The sequence below is a fragment of the Cryobacterium arcticum genome, from assembly GCF_003185895.1.
Taxonomy (GTDB): domain Bacteria; phylum Actinomycetota; class Actinomycetes; order Actinomycetales; family Microbacteriaceae; genus Cryobacterium; species Cryobacterium arcticum.
The window spans coordinates 488,812-508,292 of record NZ_QHLY01000012.1 but is presented as its reverse complement, the minus strand read 5'-3'; the positions used below and the strand labels follow the sequence as shown (position 1 = coordinate 508,292).

Sequence of the window (19,481 nt, the reverse complement as noted above, 5' to 3'; positions counted from 1 at the left end):
AGTACTCGCTGTGCACGTGGAGGTGGACGAACGAATCATTCTGGGTCGACACGACTGCTCCAGCTGCTCTGGGTGTTTTCACTGCACGGGTGGATCTGATGATGAAAAGTGGAAATGCCGGGCTTCCAGCCTAAGCGCCCGGCGGCGCCATTGCTCTGATGAAAGCTGGTTAGTCGCCGCGCAGGATGCGCAGGGCGTTGGCCAGGTCGTCGGGGTACTCGGCGTCGAAGGTGACCCACTCCCGGCTCGACGGGTGCTCGAAGGAGAGCTGCTTGGCCACCAGCCACTGCCGGGTGAGGCCGAGCCTGGCGGAGATCTTGGCGTCGGCGCCGTACATCGCGTCGCCAACGCAGGGGTGCCGCTGGGCGGCCATGTGCACCCGGATCTGGTGGGTGCGCCCGGTCTCGAGGTGAACCTCGAGCAGCGATGCCGAGGGAAAAGCCTCGAGGGTCTCGTAGTGGGTGACGGAGTCCTTGCCGCCGGCGATCACGGCGAACTTCCAGTCCGAGCGGGGGTGGCGGCCGATCGGCGCGTCGATGGTGCCGCTGGACGGGTCGGGGTGGCCCTGCACGACGGCGTGATAGATCTTGTCGACCTCGCGGTCGTGGAATGCCTTCTTGAGGTGGGTGTACGCGGCCTCGGACTTCGCCACGACCATGAGGCCGCTGGTGCCGACGTCGAGCCTGTGCACGATACCGGCGCGTTCGGATGCGCCCGAGGTGGCGATCCGGTAGCCGGCGGCCGCCAGGGCGCCGAGCACCGTCGGACCCGTCCAGCCCACGCTGGGGTGGGCGGCGACGCCGGACGGCTTATTGATCACGACGATGTCGTCGTCGTCGTACACCACGGTGAGGTCGGGCACCTCGATCGGCACGATGACCAGGTCGAGTTTGGGCTGCCAGCTCACGTCGAGCCAGCCGCCGGCGCGCAGCTTGTCTGACTTGCCGACCACCACCCCATCGAGGGTGACCCCATCGGCTTCGGCGATCTCGGCCGCGAAGCTGCGGGAGAAGCCGAACAGCTTGGCGATGCCCGCGTCCACGCGCACACCGTCCAGGCCGTCGGGAAGGGGAAGGGCTCGGTTTTCCATGGTGCCGTTCAGTTGGGGGGCGGGTCAGTCGGGGGGGTCAGTGCGGGGTGGGGAGCGCTGCGGGCACGTCGGCAGGCGCGGCGGCCGGCACGGACGGCGCGGCGGCAGGCGTGCGGGTGCCGTCCAGGCCGATGCCGCGCAGGGTGAGCAGCATGAACAAGACCATGCTCACCACGATGCAGCAGTCGGCGACATTGTAGATCGCGGGCATCATCCACGGGGTGTAGATGAAGTCGATCACGTGGCCCATGCCGAAGGTGGGTTCGCGGAACAGGCGGTCGGTCAGATTGCCGAGCACACCACCGAGCAGGAGTCCGAAGACCAGTGCCCACCGTGTCGAGCGGATGCGCCGCGCGAACAACACGATGAACACGACGACACCGGCCGCAATGAGTGAGAACACCCAAGTGAGGCCGGTGGCGAAGGAGAATGCGGCGCCCGGGTTCCTGACGAAGTGCCACTGCAGCACATCACCAAGAACCCGGACGTTCTCACCCTCTGTCATCACGCGGACGACGAGGGCCTTACTGATCTGGTCGAGCGCATACCCGCCCACGGCCACGAGGGCCAGGACGAGGAGGGCGCGGAAACTGACCTTCGTCGAGCTGTTACGCGCCAAAGCCCTGGAAGCTCGCCTTCGGCGAGTTGCCCGAGTCCTTGCCTGCTCCGGCGCCGACAGGCGTGGAGTCCAGGTCGCGCAGCTGACCCTCGATGTAGCTCTTCAGCTTCTCGCGGTATTCGCGCTCGAAGTTGCGCAGGCCCTCGATCTTGTTCTCGAGAACCGAACGCTCCTGGTCGAGCACGTTGATCTGCGCACGCTGCTTGGCTTCGGACTCCGCGATGACGCGGGCTGCCGTGGCGTGGCCCTCGGCGATCAGGGCGTCGCGCTTCTCGGCGCCTTCCTTGACGTGCTCCTCGTGCAGGCGGCGGGCCAGCTGCAGAAGGTTGGTCGTGCCGGCGGTCTCGTCGACCTCGGTGACCGGGGCGACGGCGACGGGCGCGGGAACAACAGCGGCGACGGGCTCTGCCACGGGCTCCGGGGTGTTGACCGGCTCGGCGACCTGGGCCGGGGCGGCCGCGACCGGAGCTGCAGTTTCGCCACCAGACAGGCGGGACTTGAGGTCCTCGTTCTCCTGGGTAAGGCGTCGCAGTTCGACAACGACCTCGTCGAGGAAGTCGTCAACCTCGTCCTGGTCATATCCCTCACGGAACTTGGTTGACTGGAACCGCTTGTTGACTACATCTTCCGGAGTTAGCGCCATGGCTTTCCACCTCAAAACTTATTTGCGAACAGTTGTGCGAACACGTGCTGACGACCAACTGGCGCGCGGTTGAACCCGGACTGGTTGGCCGTTATCGATCCAGAATACATGCCGTGACCCCGGCGGAGCTGCGCGTCAGAACAGAATCGCCGTAATCCACATGCCGATGATGCAGCAGAGCATGGTCAGGCTCCAGCCGAAATCGAAGGCGATGGGACCGACCCGCAGGGGCGGGAAGATCCGGCGAAAGAAATTGATCGGCGGGTCGGTGACGGTGTAAACGAGCTCGATGAGCACGAGAACGAACCCTCTGGGCCGCCACGACCGGTTGACGCCGCGCACGAGGTCGACGATGAACCGGCCCCACATCACGAAGAAGTACAGCAGCAGGGCGTAGTAGAGCACCGCGCCGATCAGGGAAACTACGAACACGTTGCGCTATGACTGCGCGAAGAAGGAGGAATCGGCGTCCCCCTCCTCTGCAGCGTTGTCGCCGGAGATGACGACGTGTGACGGCGACAGCAGGAAGACCTTGGCGGTGACGCGCTCGATCTTGCCGTAGAGGCCCTGCGAGAGGCCGCTGGCGAAGTCGATCAGACGGCGGGCGTCGGCGTCGCTCATCTGGGAGAGATTGATGATCACAGGGATGCCCTCACGGAAGGACTCTGCAATGACCTGCGCGTCGCGGTACTGGCGCGGGTGGACTGTGAGGATCTCGTTCATTTCAGACACGACAACATTCTTGGGGGTCGAGGTCTTGTGCAGCGGCGTCACCGGGGCACGGCCGGACGAGTGCGAGGCATTCGCCGGGGACGCGTGCGAGGACGCAGCGTGCGAGGACTGGGTGGGGAGAGTGGAGACGGGAGCCGCGGCGGGCGCCTCATATTCCAGCTCTTCGTCTGCCAGACCCAGGTAGACCATGGTTTTCTTGAGCGGGTTGGACATCTCGACCTCCGTGTTGGTATTACGACGTTTTCAGATTAACCGGTGCCGGACGATTACCGGTGATTGCGGTGCCAATTCGCAGGTGTGTCGCGCCTTCCGCGATGGCGGCCGCGTAGTCCTGGGACATTCCCATCGACAGGCATTTGGCGGCGGGAGCAATCCCGCGCATCTGGGCACCGAGCTCGGCGACGAGGGCGAAGGATCGTTTCGGGTCGGCCCCGAGCGGGGCAACCGCCATCAGTCCGAGCAGGGTGAGCCCGTCAGTGGCGAGCACGCGTTCCACCAGCGGAGCGAGGTCGGGAATCGACACGCCACCCCTGGCCGGATCCTCGGTGAGGTTCACCTGCACGAAGCACTCAACGGTGCGCAGTGCGTCGGAACCGGCCGGGGCTGTGGAATCGAGCGGAGTGCCCAGAGCGGTGACCAGGGAGTCCCTGTCCACCGAGTGGATCACCGACGCATAGGCACGCACCTGGCGCGCCTTCTTGCCCTGCACCTGGCCGACGAAGTGCCAACGGATGTCGGCACCGGCCAGGTCGGCGGCCTTGGCCTGCGCTTCCTGGTGACGACTCTCCCCGAAGTCCCGGATGCCGAGCTCGACCAGGTCCCGCACCAGCGACACCGGTTGGAACTTGGTCACCACGATGGTGGTCACCTCGTCCGCCGGGCGGCCGGCGAGTCGCACAGCGTCGGCGATGCCGCCCTGCACGTTCGCCAGCCGTTCGGCGAGCTTCGGATCGACCATTACTTCAGGAAGTCGGGAATGTCCAGGTCGTCTGAATCGTCCTCGAAGGCCGGGTCGGAGACCGGGGTGCTCGCAGCGGAGTCCGCGGACCAGACCGAGCCGGCGGGCTCGTCGACCGGGGCGCTGTCGGCGCTGATGGCGGCGCCGGACACACCGGCGGCGACACCGGCAGCCACGAGGTCGGAGCGACGCACCTCGGCGACCTTGGCACCGGGCTCTCCGCCGTCGAACCCGGCGGCGATGACGGTGACGCGCACCTCGTCGCCGAGGGTGTCATCGATGACGGCACCGAAGATGATGTTGGCCTCGGGGTGCACGGCTTCCTGCACCAGACGGGCAGCGTCGTTGATCTCGAAGATACCGAGGTTGGAGCCACCCTGGATGGAGAGCAGTACGCCGTGGGCGCCGTCGATCGAGGCCTCGAGCAGTGGCGATGCGACGGCGAGTTCCGCCGCCTTGATCGCGCGGTCGGCACCGCGGGAGGAACCGATGCCCATCAGGGCGGAACCGGCGCCCTGCATGACCGACTTGACGTCGGCGAAGTCGAGGTTGATCAGGCCGGGGGTGGTGATCAGGTCGGTGATGCCCTGCACACCGGCCAGGAGGACCTGGTCCGCGGTGGCGAAGGCCTCGAGCATGCTGATGCCGCGGTCGCTGATTTCCAGCAGGCGGTCGTTCGGCACGACGATGAGGGTGTCGACCTCGTTCTTGAGCGAGGCGACGCCGGTCTCGGCCTGCGCCTGACGGCGCTTGCCCTCGAAGCCGAACGGCTTGGTGACGACACCGATGGTGAGCGCGCCGATGGACTTGGCGATGCGGGCGACGACGGGTGCGCCACCGGTACCGGTGCCACCACCCTCGCCGGCGGTGACGAAGACCATGTCGGCTCCGGCCAGCGCCTCTTCGATTTCCTCGGCGTGATCCTCGGCGGCACGACGGCCGACCTCCGGGTCCGCTCCGGCGCCGAGACCCCGGGTGAGGTCGCGGCCGACGTCGAGCTTGACGTCGGCATCGCTCATCAGGAGTGCCTGGGCATCCGTATTGATGGCGATGAATTCGACCCCGCGGAGGCCGAGCTCGATCATGCGGTTGACGGCGTTGACGCCGCCTCCGCCAATTCCAACAACCTTGATGACTGCTAGGTAGTTCTGATTAGTTGACACGTCCGGCCTCCGGTGGAACCCTAAACCTCTAGTCGAAGCTTAAAGTTATGCTGAGTATGCAATTCCTAAATTCGAAGTTAGGTGCCACCGGGTACGCCATGGGGAGGCGCGCCCGCGTGTCGGAAATACTCGGCTGGATATCAGCGGACGACGGCGCTGTCCGGTGAGGACACGTCGTATTCGGTGACGCTGCCCACCGGGTGGCTGACGATCAGCGCGGCGAGGACGACGGCCTTGTACTCCGAGCGTTCGGCGTTGCCCCAGACCACCCGTGCTCCCCCGGCCAGGGTGAGGGTGACGTCGTCCTTGGTGGCGGCCGTGACGCTGTCCAGCTGCGCGCGGATGCCGTCGGGCAGGGCGCCGACGACGGCGACGGCGGCCTGGAAGCCGGCCCCGCTGGCTCCCCCGGGTGCCGTGATGATGGGGTAGCCGGCCGGGCGTTCGGCCCCGCTGGTGATGACGACGCCGGCGGCGTCGACGAGGTCGAATCCGGCCGCGGAGGTGATGGCGCCGATGGGCTCGCGTTCGACGATCCGCACGACGAGGGTGTCTGGCGGCCGGCTCTCGGTCACGAAGCTGCGGATGAGGCTGAACTCGCTCAGCTCCCGCTTCACCTCGCTGAGGTCGACCAGGGGCAGCGGGGTGCCGAGCTGGCCGTCGAGGGCGGCGACCACATCGGCGGCCGGAATTCGGCTGGTGCCGGTCACCTCGATGGTGCGCAGGGCCATCAGCGGGGAGAAGACGCCGACGAGCACGAAGGCCACGAGGGCGGCAACGGTGGCGGCGGCGGCGATCCAGAGGTTGCGGCGGCGGCGGGAGCGGGAGGTGAACCGGCGCACCTCACTGCGTTCGTACTGCTTGCGGGCGCGCCGGGCGGCCCGGAGGCGGGCCCGGGCGGTGCGGGCCGTCAGCGGAGGCTCGGCGGCGCCGGAAGCGTCGGCTGCGGTACCGCCCGGGCTGCCGGTCGAGTCGCCGCGGCTCGCGGTGCGCGTGAAGCGCGGTTTCTTCCCCGCGGCCGGCTGTGGAGTCGTGCGCGGGGTGGCCTGGGCGTCTGCGGCCGCAGTGGCGGCCGGCAGGGTGATCGGCTCGGTCGCCGCGTCAGAGCCTGCTCCAGCGCGTGGCGGGGCGGTTGACCGCGTCGGTGCAGACGCCGCCGGAGGCTGCGCCGGCTCCGGCGCGCGTTTCGGCGGGGTAGGCCGGGTCGCCGGCCGGGCGGCTGGGTCGAACCCGGGGGGACGCTTCATGCGCGCTGGCCTAGTCCAGGCCTCATCCGCGCGCTCCGGCGACGGGCTGGCTGCCGAGGGAGTCGAGGAGCTGCGGCACGATGCGGTAGACGTCGCCGCAGCCGAGGGTCACAACGAAGTCGCCCTCCCTGGCGATGGTGCCGAGGTAGTCTGCGGCATCCTGCCATTCGGGGATGTAGGCCACGTGGGCGGGGTCGCTGAAGCGTTCGGAGACCAGCGCGCCGGTCACGCCCGGCTCGGGGTCTTCTCGGGCGCCGTAGACCGCGAGCACGATGGTCTCGTCGGCATATTTCTCCAGCGTGTCGGCGAATTCCTGGGCGAACAGCCGGGTGCGGCTGTACAGGTGCGGCTGGTGCACGGCGATGATCCGACCGCTGCCCACGACGGTGCGGGCGGCGGCCAGGGCCGCGGCGACCTCGGTGGGGTGGTGTGCGTAGTCGTCGTAGACGCTCACGCCGCGCACGGTGCCGTGCAGTTCGAAGCGGCGCTGAGTGCCGCCGAACTGCGCGATCGCCGCCAGGGAGTCCGCCGGGTCGAATCCGAGGCCCACGAGCACGGCGAACGCACCGGCCGCGTTGATGGCGTTGTGCATGCCAGGGATGCGCAGGGTGGCGGAGTAGTCCGCCCCCTGCCAGCGCACGCTGAAGCTGACCGGGCCGTCGGTGACGACGGAGTGCACCCGTACGGTGGCGTCGTCGGCCTCGCCGAAGGTGATGACCTGCTTGTCGACCAGTCGGCCGGTCACGCGCACGGCGCCGGGGTCGTCGGAGGAGACGACGACGAGTTCGCCGGCGTTCTGGGCGAACTCGACGAATGCCGCCTCGAAGGCCTCGAGCGAGCCGTAGTGGTCGAGGTGGTCGGGGTCGACGTTGGTGATCAGCGCGATGCTGGTGTCGTAGAGCAGGAATGAGCCGTCGGATTCGTCGGCTTCGACCACGAACAGGTCGTCCGCACCGCTGCCCGCGCTCACGCCGAGGGATTCGATCACGCCGCCGTTGACGAAGTTCGGGTCCTGGGCGAGGCCGAGCAGGCCCGTGACGACCATGCCGGTGGAGGTGGTCTTGCCGTGGGCGCCGGCGACCGAGACCAGGCGGTGCGAGCGGATCAGCCAGGCCAGCGCCTGCGAACGGTGCAGCACCGGGAGGCCGCGTTCGGTGGCGAGCACGTATTCGGGGTTGTCCTGCCACAGCGCACCGGTGACGACCAGGCTGTCGGCGTCGCCCACGTTGGCGGCGTCGTGCCCGATAGCGATGCGTGCGCCGAGGTCGCGGAGCGCATGGATGTTGTCGGAGTCGCGCACGTCGGACCCGGTGACGGTGTGCCCGGCCGCCAGGAACAGGCGGGCGATGCCGCTCATCCCCGAGCCGCCGATGCCCACGAAGTGCACCGTGCCGAGGTCTTCGGGAACGATGAGGGTCAGGTCTGGCTTGATCACGTGACGGTCTTTCTGTGCGGGCGGAGCGTGGATGTTCAGATGGTGACGCGAGTCTGGTTCAACGTTACGCGGCGGGACTGCCTTCGGCGAACGCGGCGCGGGCGCCGCCGGCCTGGTCGATCAGCGCGATCGTGCGCCGGGTGCCATCGAGCACGCCCACCGACCCGGCCGCTGCACCCATGTCGTGGATGCGGCGCGGTTCCGCGAGCACCGGCAGCAGCGTGGACGTGACCCAACCGGGCAGGAAAGCGGCGTCGTCGACCAGGATGCCGCCGCCGGCCGCCACGACGTCGGCCGCGTTGAACCGCTGCTCGCCATTTCCGACGGGGTACGGGACCAGCACGGCAGGGATGCCCAGTGCACTCAACTCGCTGACGGTGGCCGCGCCGGCGCGGGAGACCGCGAAGTCGGCCGCAGACAGGGCCAGGTCCATCCGGTCGCAGTACTCCACCATGGTGTACCCGGGCACACCGGGATCGACGACCTCCGACCGGCTGCCGGTGATGTGCAGCACTTGCCAGCCGGCGCCGATGAGTGCGCCGGCGGAATCGACGACGGTGCGGTTGATGCGCCGGGCACCGAGCGAACCGCCGGTGACGAGCAGGGTCGGCCGTTCGGGATCGAGGCCGAAGAACTCGAGCGCCTCGGCGCGGGTTCCCACCCGGTCGAGGGTCTCGATCTCCCGCCGCAACGGCATCCCCACCACGGTGGCGTGCCTGAGCCTGGTGCCGGCGAAGGCCACACCGACGGACCGGGTCAGCGTGGAGCCGAGCCGGTTGGCCAGGCCGGGCTTGGCGTTGGCCTCGTGGATGGCGATCGGCACTCCGGCGCGCCGGGCGGCGAGGTAGGCCGGGGTGGAGACATACCCGCCGAAGCCGACGACGACGTCGACCCTGCGTTCGCGGAGGACCGTGACGACATCGGTGATGGCGCGGTTGAAGCGGGGCAGGAAGGTGATGGCCGCTTTCCCGGGCCGACGCGGGAACGGCAGTCGGGGCACGATAATCAGTTCGTAGCCGCGGGCCGGCACCAGCCGTGCCTCGAGCCCCTCGGCCGTGCCCAGCACGAGCACCGTCGCCTCCGGGTCCCGCAGGCGCAGCGCGTCGGCCACGGCGAGCAGCGGATTGACGTGACCGGCGGTTCCGCCGCCGGCCAGCAGGTAGGTCGTCATCGGGTGGTTCCTCGTTTCGGGGCCGACCCTGCACCGACGGGTGCGGCCGGTGCCGAGGCGCGTGAGCGGGCCTTGGCGTTCTCCTGCAGGTCATGGTCGCTGCGTGCGAACGACAGCACGACGCCGATCGCCGCCAGGGTGGTGAGCAGGGCGGTGCCGCCGGCGGAGATCAACGGGAGCGGCACGCCGAGCACCGGGAGTACGCCGAGGACGACCCCGATGTTCACGAGCGCCTGGCCGATGATCCAGACCATGACGGCAGAGGTGGTCACCTTGATCTGCATGTTCGAGGTGCCGCGCAGGATGCGGATGAACGCGAAGGCCAGCAGGATGAACATCAGCAGCACCACGATGGCACCGATCAGACCCAGCTCCTCACCGATGATGGCGAAGATGTAGTCGTTGTCGGCTGCGGGCAACCAGGACCACTTGGCCTTGGAATTGCCCAGGCCCACGCCGAACACTCCCCCGTTGGCCAGGGCCCAGGTGCCGTGCAGAGGCTGCCAGCAGGCCGCGGAGATGGTGCCGGTGAGCTCGTCGCAGCCGTCGACGGCAAAACTCATGATGCGTGTCATCCGGTTTTCGCTGGTGATCGCGAGCAGGCCACCGCCGGCCACGCCGATGACCAGCGGAATCGCGAGCAGCCGCAGCCGCACGCCGGCGAAGAACAACGCCCCGAAGAGGATGCCGGCCATGATGATCACGGTTCCGAGGTCACCACCGATCATGACGAGCAGCACCGACCCGCCGCCGACACCGAACACGGGGATGTACACGTGCCGCCAGTCGTCGAGCTTGTCTTTCTTCTGCGCGAGGATCACGCCGAGCCAGACCACCAGGGCGACCTTGATCGCCTCTGACGGCTGGAACTGCACTCCGGCGAAGTCCAGCCAGTTGGTGTTGCCGGCCACGGTGACGCCGAGCGGGGTGAAGACCACGAGGCACTGGAAGAAGCAGGCGATCAGCAGGGCCGGCCAGGCGATGCGCTTCCAGAACGTCACGGGCAGGCGGCTGATCACGAGCATCAGCGGCACGCCGATCACCGCGAAGATGCCCTGGCGGAAGAGACCGCCGAAGAAGCCGGCGTCTTCGAGGTACGAGTCCACCGACGAGGAGGACAGCACCATGACCAGGCCGAAGACCACCAGGAAAAGGGTGGTGCCCAAGAGCAGCAGGTAGTTCGTCGACTCGGCGCGGAAGACCTTGCCGAGGTTGATTCGCGTCAGGGGGCTGCGCGAACCGGTGGTCGTTGCCGGCCCAGCCGGTTCAGACACCGGCACCCGGGGACGAGGACGAGTCTTCATGCGACCCACCTCCCAAATAGTCGTGAACGGCCTGGGCGAACTGTGCGCCACGTTCCGCATAGCTCGCGAACTGGTCCATGGATGCCGCGGCCGGCGCCAGGAGGACGACGTCCCCGGCCTCGGCCAGCGACGCGGCCAGGCCGACTGCGTTCGGCATGACCTCACCAGTGTCATCCGAGTCGATCTCGAACACGCGCAGGGTGGGGGCGTGTCGCCGGAATGCCGCCAGGACTTCGGCGCGTTCGACGCCGATCACCACGGCACCGCGCAGCCTGTCGGCGTGCTTGGCGACGAGCTCACCGATGTCGACGCCCTTGAGCAGCCCGCCGACCAACCAGACGACGGAGTCGTAGGCGGCGAGGGAGGCATCCGCGGCGTGCGGGTTGGTCGCCTTGGAATCGTCGATCCAGCTGATGCCCTCACTCACGGCCACGACCTCGATGCGGTGGGCGTCGAGCCTGAAGTCGGCGAGGGCGTCGCGAATCGCCTCCGGCGGAACGTCGAAGGAGCGTGCCAGCGCTGCGGCGGCGAGGATATTGGCGACCACGTGCGGGGCGGAGAGCCCGACGGCGGCGAGATCCGCGACGGTGCTGAGCTCGATGGCGGTGTCGAACCGTTCCTCGAGGAAGGCGCGGTCGCAGAGGATGCCCTCCACGATTCCGAGGTCGCTGGGTCCTGGTACGCCCAGGCCGAAGCCGATGGCTCGAGCTCCCTCGCTCACCTCGGCGTCCTCGACCATGCGCATGGTGGCGACGTCTGCCTTGTTGTAGACACAGGCGACGCGGGTGTTGGCGTAGACCTTGGCCTTGGCGTCGCGGTAGGCCGCCGCGGAGCCATGCCAGTCCAGGTGGTCGTCGGCCACGTTCAGGCAGGTGGTCGACCACGGCACGAGAGCTCCGGGACCGGACAGGGGCAGGTGGTGCAACTGGTAGCTGGAGAGTTCGACGACCAACACATCCCAGCCCTGCGGGTCGCGGATGGCGTCGAGGACGGGCACACCGATGTTGCCGCACGGCGCGACCCGGTGGCCGGCGGCCGCGAGCATGGTCGCCGTGAGCTGCACGGTGGTGGTCTTGCCGTTGGTGCCGGTGACCAGGATCCACGGCGCGGCCGGGCCCACCTTGTCGCGCAGCCGCCAGGCCAGTTCGATGTCGCCCCAGACCGGGATCCGGTGCTCGGCCGCCCAGAGCAGGAGGGCGTGGTCGGGGTGGAAACCGGGCGACACGATGAGCACCTCGGCGTCGTGGGCGACGAGCTCGTCCGGCGCGGAATCGAGGTCCGCGGTGACCAATGGGATGCCGAGCACCTCGAGCAGGCGGGCACGGTCGTCCGGGGCGCGCCCGGCGACGACCAGCACGTCTGCGCCGAGCTCGGCCAGGGTGTCCGCGGCGGCGAAGCCGGTCACCCCGAGGCCCAGCACGGCCACCCTGAGGCCGGTCCAGTCGGAGTGCCAGCTGGTCAGCCGGTCGAGCCGGCTGGTGTCGGGGCCGGTGGTGCCGTCGGCATGGCCGTCCCCGTAGGAGTGGGCGCCCATCAGACGGCCAGCCATTCGAGGTAGAAGGTGCCGACGCCGGCGGCCACCAGGAGCCCGCCGATGATCCAGAAGCGCACCACGACGGTGACCTCTGCCCAGCCCTTGAGTTCGAAGTGGTGGTGGATGGGGCTCATCAGGAAGATCCGTTTGCCGCGGGTGACCTTGAAGTAGCCGCGCTGCACGATCACGGACCCGGCTTCGATCACGAAGAGGCCGCCGATGAGCACGAGGAGGAGTTCGGTGCGGCTGAGGATGGCCAGGGCGGCCAGCGCGCCGCCGAGGCCGAGCGAACCGGTGTCGCCGAGGAAGATCTTCGCGGGCGAGGTGTTCCACCAGAGGAAGCCGATCAGGCCGCCGACGATCGCCGCGGCCACGATGGCCAGGTCGAAGGAATCCGGGCCGGCGTAACACTTGTACATGTCGGCCATGTCCGAGCCGCCCGGGTTGCAGGACTGGTTCGACTGCCAGAACCCGATGATGATGTACGACCCGATCGCGAAGACCAGCGATCCGGTGGCGAGCCCGTCGAGACCGTCGGTGACGTTGACACCGTTCGAGGTCGCCGCCACGATCAGGCAGATCCAGACGAGGAACGCGGCGATGCCGATGAAGGTGCCGAGCTTCATGAAGTCCAGCGGCAGGTCCCGGATGAACGAGATGTGGGTGGATGCCGGTGTCTCACCGTTCTTGTCGGGGAACTGCAGCGCCATCCAGCCGAACGCTCCCGCGACGACGACCTGGCCGGCGATCTTCTGCCAGCCGCCCAGGCCGAGGCTGCGCTGGTTGCGGGTCTTGAGGAAGTCGTCGAGGAAGCCGACCAGCCCGAGGCCGACCATCATGAACAACACGAGCAGCGGGGACGCCGTCAGCGGCCGCTGTTCAATCCACATGGCGAGGAAATAGCTGACCAGGACGCCGACGATGATGATGATGCCGCCCATGGTGGCGGTACCGCGCTTGGCGTGGTGGCTCTTCGGCCCGTCATCGCGGATGAACTGGCCCCAGCCGAGCTTGTGGAAGAGCCGGATGAACAGCGGGGTCAGGAGCAGCGTGAAGACGAGGGACATCGCTCCGGCCAGCAGGAGGGCTACCACGAGTACAACTTTCCCAGTCGGTCGCCGAGGAAACGGAGTCCGGCTGAATTCGATGATTTGACGAGCACGGTGTCGCCTGGCTTGACCGTGTCGCTCAGCAAGGCGAAGGCGTCGTCGGCGGTCTCGACATACGCCGATTCGCCGTCCCAGGAGCCTTCGTTGATGGTGCTGATGTGCATTCGCCTGGCGGCAGGGCCGACCACGACGAGTTGGGAGATGTTGAGCCGAACGGCCAGGAGGCCGATGCGATCGTGTTCGTCGCCGGAGAGTTCGCCGAGCTCGCTCATCTCGCCGAGCACGGCGATGCTGCGGCCGGTGGGCTTGCGGATCTGGGCGAGGGTCTTCAGGGCAGCTGACATCGAGTCCGGGCTGGCGTTGTAGGCGTCGTTGATCACGGTGATGTCGTCCCGGCCGCCCAGGACCTCCATGCGCCAGCGCTCGGCGACGGTGACCGATTCGAGGGCGGCGACGATGTCGTCGATGGCCACGCCGAGTTGGCTGGCAGCCGCCGACGCTGCCAGGGCGTTCATGACGTGGTGTTCGCCGAGCACCCGGAACGACACCGGCCGGCTCTGGCCGCCCGGGAGGTGCAGCGTGAAGGTGGTTCCGGTGCGGCTGCCGGAGATATCAGACGCGCGCACATCTGCGCGGTCGCCCTCCCCGAACCAGACCACCCGCGCCGGGGTGATGGCCGCCATGCCGGCGACCCTGTCGTCGTCGGCGTTCAGCACGGCGATGTCGGTCGGGAGCAGGTCGGTGACCATCTCGCTCTTGGCGCGCACTGTCGCTTCGATACCGCCGAAGCCGCCGGCGTGGGCGAGCCCGACGGTCAGCACGATGCCGATGTCGGGTCTGGCCATCCGCACCAGGCGCGCGATCTCGCCGATGTCGCTCGCGCCCATCTCGGCGACCAGGAATTCGGTCTCCTCGGTGACTTCGAGCATGGTCAGCGGGGCGCCGACCTCGTTGTTGAACGAGGCCCGGGCCGCGACGGTGGGGCCGACCCGTTCCAGGATCGCGCGCAGCAGGTTCTTGGTGGTGGTCTTGCCGTTGGATCCGGTGACGCCGACGATCTTCAGCCGGCCGAGAGCGCGCACCCGGGCGATGACGAAGGTGGCCAGGTCGCCGAGCGCGGTGACGGCGTCTGGCACCAGAACCTGCGCCACCGGCAGGTCGAGCAGTCGCTCGACGATGATCACGGCGGCACCGCCGGCTACGGCGGCGGGGGCGAAGAGGTGACCGTCGGTCTCCTCCCCCGGCTTGGCGACGAACACGTCGCCGGCGCCGACCTCGCGCGAGTCGGTGTGCACGGCACCGGAGACGAGTGACTCCGCCGTGAGCGCGGCGGGGCCTTCGGCGAGGTGGAGTTCGCCGTTCGCGGCTGCGGCGATGTCAGTGAGGCTCAGGGCGATCATCACAGCCACCCGGCTTCCTGCAGTGCGACGCGGGCGTCATCCCTGGCTGAATACGGGATCTTCACGCCCTTGACCTCCTGGTAATTTTCGTGGCCCGGTCCCGCGTAGAGCACAACGTCGCCCTCGCCGGCCAGGGAAAGCGCGCGCCGGAACGCGGTCGCGGGGTCCGGCACCTCGTACAGTTCGCCGTCGGGCGCGGCGGCCCGGGCGGCGGTGAGAAGGGTGCTCCGGATGCTGGCCGCATCCTCCCACCGCGGGTGGAAATCTGTGATCACGACGGCGTCGGCGCCGCGGGCCGCGATGGCGCCCATGTCGCCGCGCTTGGTCTTGTCCCGGTCACCGTCGGCGCCGAACACCATCACGACACGGCCGGTGGTGGAGGCGCGGATGGCGGCGAGCGTGTTGAGGAACGCGTCGGGGCTGTGCCCGTAGTCGATGTAGACCAGGGGTCCACGGTCGCCGGAGATCAACTCCGCCCGGCCGGGGATGTAGACGTCGATGCCGCCGTCGCGGGTGAGGGCCTGCTCGATCGCGGAGAGGTCGAAGCCGCTCTCGACCAGCAGCACGATGGCCAGCGCGGCGTTGGCGGCCATGTACCAGCCGAGCAACGGTACCCGGGTCTGCAGGCGCCGGCCCTCTGGGCCGACGAGTTCGAACTCGGTGTGGCGCGCGCCGGTCTCCAGCACGCTCATGTGCCAGTCGGCGTCGACGAGCGGCTGGGCCGGGTCGTGGCCGAGCGGGGTGTTGGCCAGGGTGGTGACCGGGATGCGGCATTCCGCCGCGATCCGGCGGCCCCAGTCGGAGTCGACCGTGATCACGCCGCGGCGGGAACGGTCGGGCTGGAACAGCTCGAGCTTGGCCTGGAAGTACTCCTCCATCGACTCGTAGTCGTCGAGGTGGTCGTGCGAGAGGTTGGTGAATCCGGCGACGTCGAAGACCAGGCCGTCGACCCGGTGCCGGCTGATCGCCTGGGCGGAGATCTCGACGCCGACGGCGCGCACCTCGGCTTCGCGCATGCGGGCGAGGAGGGCGTGTAGTTCGCTGGCCTCCGGGGTGGTCAGATTGCTCGTCACGGCGATCTCGCCGATCCGGCGTTCGGCGGTGGAGGTGAGGCCGGCGACGACTCCGAGCTGGCTGAGGATGGCGAACAGCAGGTAGACGACGCTGGTCTTGCCGTTGGTGCCGGTGACGCCGAACAGGGTCGCCGGGTTCTCGTCGGTGCGGTACAGCCAGGCGGCGACGGCGCCGAGCGCCACCCGCACGTCCGGCGTGACCAGCACGGGCAAGCCGCTGTCGGCGGCCAGCAGCGCGCCGGCTTCGTCGGTCAGGATCGCAACGGCACCGGCTTCCCTCGCCGCGACGGCAAAAGCGGCGCCGTGGCTGACCCGCCCGGGTACGCCGACGTAGAGGTCGCCGGGCTGCACTGTGCGCGAGCTCAGGCTCACACCGGTCAGTTCACGGGTTCCGGTGTCACCACGGAGGTCAAGTTCAAATTCATCGACTAGTCCCGACAACGACCGCGGGACCGGGTGCTGAGGACGGAGAGCCGAGGGTGCCAAATCGGTCACGAGGCTCACTTTCTTACCAGGTACCGGAGAGATCAGGCGCGGCGGCGCCCGAGGGAACTGCCCGGTACTTTTTCAGCACCTGACTCATGACCTCTTGGAAGATCGGAGCGGACGCTGCTGACGAATTCATGTTAACAGGGTCGGCCAGACTCACCGAAACGACGTACTGCGGATCGTCGGCCGGGGCGAAGCCCGACACCGACACCAGGTACCCCTTGGTGTAGCCGCCGTTGCCGTCTGGCATCTGGGCTGTACCGGTCTTGGCGGCGACGCGGTAACCGGGAATATCCCAGACATTGGCGAGCCAGCCCTTCTGGTAGACCATCTCGAGCATGTCGGCCGTGTCGCGCGCTGCGGAGGCCGACACCACCTGGGTGCCGTCGGCGGCCGGAACCTCGGTGAGGGTGCCGTCAGCGGCGCGGCAGCCCGACACCAGCTGCACGGGCATGCGCACACCACCGTTGGCGATGGTCTGGTAGACGCTGGACATCTGCAGCGCCGTCGTGGTCAGGCCCTGGCCGAACATGGTGGCGTATTCGGTCTGGTTGTCCCACTCGTCGGCGGGGTGCAGGATGCCGGTGTCCTCGCCAGGGAACGCGGTCTCGGTTTCGGTGCCGATGCCGAACTTGGTCATGTAGTCGTAGCGCTGCTGATCGCTGAGCAGTTCGCCGAACTTCGACATGCCGGTGTTGGATGACTCGATCAGCACACCGGTGAGGGTGAGCCGCAGGTCACCGTGACCGGAGCTGTCGTTGATGTTGGCGCCGTTCTCCGGCAGGTAGCGGAACGGGGCCACGATCTGGGAGTTCGGGGTGGCCAGGCCGGCGTCGAGAACGGAGGCGGCGGTGAGGGCCTTGAAGGTCGAGCCCGGTTCGTAGGAGGCGCTGAATGCGCGTGATCCACGGTCGTCGGGGTCGGTGGTGGCGCTCACGTTGTTGGGGTCGACGCTGGGGTAGTCGGCCACGGCGACGAGCTTGCCGGTCTTGACCTCCTGCACGATGACGTTGCCCCAGGCCGCGCCGGTGGCCTGCGCCTGCTCGGCGAGAACCTGCTGCACGAACCACTGCAGGTCGGAATCGATGGTGGTGACGACGTCACTGCCGTCGACGGCGGCCTTGGTGGTCACCGTGCTCTCCGGCAGCCGCACCCCGTCCGCGCCGCGTTCATAGGTCTCGATACCGTTGTTGCTGGCCAGGCAGGAATCCTCGCCGAGCTCCAGGCCGGCCTGGGCCTCGCCCTCGCCGGAGACGAAACCGACGATGTTGCCGGCGACGGCCCCGTTGGGATAGACCCGGCTGGGGTTCTGGTAGAGGTACAACCAGGGGATGTCGAGGGCTTCGAGGGCGCGGAAGGCGTCGACGTCGACCTGCCGGGTGATGTACGCGAAGTCGGAGTCAGGGTTGTCGGCCAGGGAATCGGTCACGATGGTCTGCACGGCGTCGCCGGTCTGGCCGGTGATGGCGCCGATCTCGGCGGCCGCGTCGGCCACGGAGATCGAGACATCCTTCGAATCCACCGTTCGGGTGAAGGTGCTGGTGTTCTTGGGCGACACGACGACGTCGTATCGCATCACGGTGCCCGCCAGCACGACCCCGTTGGCGTCGACGATTTCGCCGCGGGAACCGTACACGGTCTTCTCCACCGAGCGGTTGCCGAGCGAGTCGGCGCTCAGGCTGTCGGCGCGCACCACCTGGATATCGACGAGGCGCACCACGAAAAGCCCGATGATCGCGAAAAGCACGACAACGGTCGCTGCGATCCGGCGCTTGCTGGACATATTTGTTCTCGCCACGTGAGACCTCCTGTTATCGGACAGTACCGATAATTAGCGCGTTGTCGGCGACGGCAGGCCGTCTGTCACGGCAACCGCAGCCGGCGCGGAGGTTCCGGTGGGAACCGTTGATGCGACGCTGGCGCCCTGTCCCCCGGCGGGAACCTGGGTGACGAGCGGCACGCCGGCGAGCAGGGAGTTCGGTACCAGGCTGGCTGCGCCGGCCTGGCTGCCGCTGGCGGAGCTGGGAGCGCCGAGGACCGCGCCGTCGGAGAGCCGGAGGTAGGCGGAGTTCGAGTTGGTGATCATGCCCAGCGCTTCGGCGTTGGCGGCCAGGCTCTGCGGAGAGGAGACCCTGATCAGGTCCTCGCTGACGCTGTCCGCGGTGCGGCCGAGTTCGACCTGGCTGGCGCGCAGTGCCGAGATCTCGTAGGCACCCTGGGAGATGCCGACGCTGAGCAGCAGCTGCGCCACGATGATCGCACCGACGCAGGCGACGGCGGACAGCGCGTAGACCACCCGGGGGCGCTTGTGCGCGCTCGGGCTGACGATCTCGATGTGGCGACGTTCGTCGGCGCCGGGCAGGCGCGGGTTGAGTTCGTTCGGACCGAGCGGTGCCGATTCGAATACGCGGGCCAGGTTGTCGCTCATTCGGCTCTCCTCAGTCGTTGCGCGGCACGCAGGCGAACCGACGTTGCACGGGGGTTGATCGCCCGCTCATCTTCGGATGCCAGCTCGGCACCACGGATGAGCAGGGTGAACAGTGGTTTGTGTTCCGGAAGTTCCACCGGGAGACCGGCGGGAGCACTCGAGGTCGACGCGGCGGCGAACATCCGCTTCACGATGCGATCTTCGAGCGACTGGTAGGCCATCGAGACGATGCGACCGTCGACGGCGACAGCCTCCATCGCGGCGGGGATGGCACGTTCGAGAACGGCCAGTTCCTGGTTGACCTCGATACGGAGTGCCTGGAAGACCCGCTTGGCGGGGTGCCCCATCCGCTGCACGGCGACGGGGGTGACCTTGGTGATGACCTCGACCAGGTGGGCAGAGCGCACGAACGGGGTGGTGGAGCGGGCTTCGACGATCGCCTTGGCGTACCGGCCGGCGAGCTTCTCTTCGCCGTACTCCTGGAAAATGCGGCGGAGGTCGGCTTCGCTGTACTCGGCGAGGATGCGTTCGGCCGTGAGCGGCGAGGTGCTGTCCATGCGCATGTCCAGCGGTGCGTCCTTGGAGTAGGAGAAGCCGCGCTCCACCTGGTCGAGCTGCATGCTCGACACTCCGAGGTCGAAGAGGACTCCCTGAACCTCGTCGATGCCGAGGCCGGCGAGGGCGTCGAGGATGCCGTCGTAGACGGTGTGCACCAGGTGGATACGGCCCTGGAACGGCTTGAGCCGCTCTTCGGCGACGGCCAGCGCGTCGAGGTCACGGTCCAGGCCCACCAGGGTGAGGCCGGGAAAGCGGGTCAGCATGGCTTCGGCGTGGCCGCCCATGCCGAGGGTGGCGTCGACGAGGACCGCACCGGGCTTCTCGATGGCCGGGCCGAGCAGTTCGATGCTGCGCTCGAGTAGCACCGGCACGTGGATCTCGTTCAGCTGCGGCCGGTCGGCCGGGCTGGCGGGGGTGTTGTTGGTCATCTCGTCGTTCGGGTTGTTGTTCGTGTCGTTGTTCATAGCTACCGGGGCGGATCCTGCTGCCTGATCCCCATCCGTTCTGCCTGGCACCGGGGAAGTGTGTCAG

Annotated in this window: 18 protein-coding genes; all 18 read right to left on the bottom strand. The window is 68.2% G+C overall.

Going from position 1 to position 19,481, the window contains the following annotated elements; genetic code table 11:
* Nucleotides 1-169 precede the first annotated feature (169 nt).
* Nucleotides 170-1,090: an RluA family pseudouridine synthase gene (locus CTB96_RS12060; RefSeq protein ID WP_110127139.1), complete on the bottom strand. Its 921-nt coding sequence runs from the start codon at nt 1,088-1,090 to the stop codon at nt 170-172.
* 37 nt (nt 1,091-1,127) lie between these two features.
* Entirely contained in the window at nt 1,128-1,709 is a 582-nt protein-coding gene (gene lspA / locus CTB96_RS12055) for a signal peptidase II (protein ID WP_181397248.1), read from the bottom strand.
* Complete coding sequence (locus tag CTB96_RS12050) at nt 1,699-2,352, bottom strand: DivIVA domain-containing protein (protein WP_110127138.1); 654 nt, start codon at nt 2,350-2,352, stop codon at nt 1,699-1,701. Before CTB96_RS12050 ends, lspA begins: the two co-directional genes overlap by 11 nt.
* Nucleotides 2,353-2,487: 135 nt before the next feature.
* Nucleotides 2,488-2,784, bottom strand: coding sequence for a YggT family protein (locus CTB96_RS12045; protein WP_110127137.1), 297 nt, complete (start codon nt 2,782-2,784; stop codon nt 2,488-2,490).
* A gap of 6 nt (nt 2,785-2,790) precedes the next feature.
* Nucleotides 2,791-3,297 carry a cell division protein SepF gene (locus tag CTB96_RS12040; protein ID WP_110127136.1) on the bottom strand — a complete coding sequence of 169 codons (507 nt, stop codon included), beginning with the start codon at nt 3,295-3,297 and terminating at the stop codon, nt 2,791-2,793.
* A gap of 19 nt (nt 3,298-3,316) precedes the next feature.
* Nucleotides 3,317-4,042, bottom strand: a complete 726-nt coding sequence (locus tag CTB96_RS12035; protein WP_110127135.1) for a YggS family pyridoxal phosphate-dependent enzyme — start codon at nt 4,040-4,042, stop codon at nt 3,317-3,319.
* Complete coding sequence (gene ftsZ / locus CTB96_RS12030; protein WP_110127134.1) at nt 4,042-5,205, bottom strand: cell division protein FtsZ; 1,164 nt, start codon at nt 5,203-5,205, stop codon at nt 4,042-4,044. The genes CTB96_RS12035 and ftsZ overlap by 1 nt, the downstream gene beginning before the upstream one ends.
* 140 nt (nt 5,206-5,345) lie before the next feature.
* Nucleotides 5,346-6,449 (bottom strand): cell division protein FtsQ/DivIB, encoded by a 1,104-nt coding sequence (locus CTB96_RS12025; protein WP_110127133.1) that lies wholly within the window; start codon nt 6,447-6,449, stop codon nt 5,346-5,348.
* Between the two features lie 22 nt (nt 6,450-6,471).
* Nucleotides 6,472-7,884 (bottom strand): UDP-N-acetylmuramate--L-alanine ligase, encoded by a 1,413-nt coding sequence (gene murC / locus CTB96_RS12020; protein WP_110127132.1) that lies wholly within the window; start codon nt 7,882-7,884, stop codon nt 6,472-6,474.
* 64 nt (nt 7,885-7,948) lie between these two features.
* A complete protein-coding gene (locus CTB96_RS12015; RefSeq protein WP_110127131.1) occupies nt 7,949-9,055 on the bottom strand; it encodes a UDP-N-acetylglucosamine--N-acetylmuramyl-(pentapeptide) pyrophosphoryl-undecaprenol N-acetylglucosamine transferase in 1,107 nt (368 codons plus the stop codon).
* Nucleotides 9,052-10,359, bottom strand: coding sequence for a putative lipid II flippase FtsW (gene ftsW / locus CTB96_RS12010; RefSeq protein ID WP_110127130.1), 1,308 nt, complete (start codon nt 10,357-10,359; stop codon nt 9,052-9,054). Before ftsW ends, CTB96_RS12015 begins: the two co-directional genes overlap by 4 nt.
* The gene (gene murD / locus CTB96_RS12005) at nt 10,322-11,893 is read right to left on the bottom strand and encodes a UDP-N-acetylmuramoyl-L-alanine--D-glutamate ligase (RefSeq protein WP_110127129.1); all 1,572 of its coding nucleotides are present in this window, start codon (nt 11,891-11,893) and stop codon (nt 10,322-10,324) included. Before murD ends, ftsW begins: the two co-directional genes overlap by 38 nt.
* Nucleotides 11,893-12,987 carry a phospho-N-acetylmuramoyl-pentapeptide-transferase gene (mraY, locus tag CTB96_RS12000; RefSeq protein WP_110127128.1) on the bottom strand — a complete coding sequence of 365 codons (1,095 nt, stop codon included), beginning with the start codon at nt 12,985-12,987 and terminating at the stop codon, nt 11,893-11,895. The genes murD and mraY overlap by 1 nt, the downstream gene beginning before the upstream one ends.
* Nucleotides 12,981-14,402: a UDP-N-acetylmuramoyl-tripeptide--D-alanyl-D-alanine ligase gene (locus CTB96_RS11995; protein ID WP_110128459.1), complete on the bottom strand. Its 1,422-nt coding sequence runs from the start codon at nt 14,400-14,402 to the stop codon at nt 12,981-12,983. Before CTB96_RS11995 ends, mraY begins: the two co-directional genes overlap by 7 nt.
* On the bottom strand, nt 14,402-15,970 hold the full coding sequence (locus CTB96_RS11990; RefSeq protein WP_110127127.1) for a Mur ligase family protein: 1,569 nt from the start codon (nt 15,968-15,970) through the stop codon (nt 14,402-14,404). Before CTB96_RS11990 ends, CTB96_RS11995 begins: the two co-directional genes overlap by 1 nt.
* Nucleotides 15,971-15,983: 13 nt before the next feature.
* Entirely contained in the window at nt 15,984-17,762 is a 1,779-nt protein-coding gene (locus tag CTB96_RS11985; protein ID WP_248283354.1) for a peptidoglycan D,D-transpeptidase FtsI family protein, read from the bottom strand.
* A gap of 33 nt (nt 17,763-17,795) precedes the next feature.
* Complete coding sequence (gene ftsL, locus CTB96_RS11980; RefSeq protein ID WP_110127125.1) at nt 17,796-18,392, bottom strand: cell division protein FtsL; 597 nt, start codon at nt 18,390-18,392, stop codon at nt 17,796-17,798.
* Nucleotides 18,389-19,378 (bottom strand): 16S rRNA (cytosine(1402)-N(4))-methyltransferase RsmH, encoded by a 990-nt coding sequence (gene rsmH / locus CTB96_RS11975; protein ID WP_110128458.1) that lies wholly within the window; start codon nt 19,376-19,378, stop codon nt 18,389-18,391. Before rsmH ends, ftsL begins: the two co-directional genes overlap by 4 nt.
* Between the last annotated feature and the right edge of the window lie 103 nt (nt 19,379-19,481).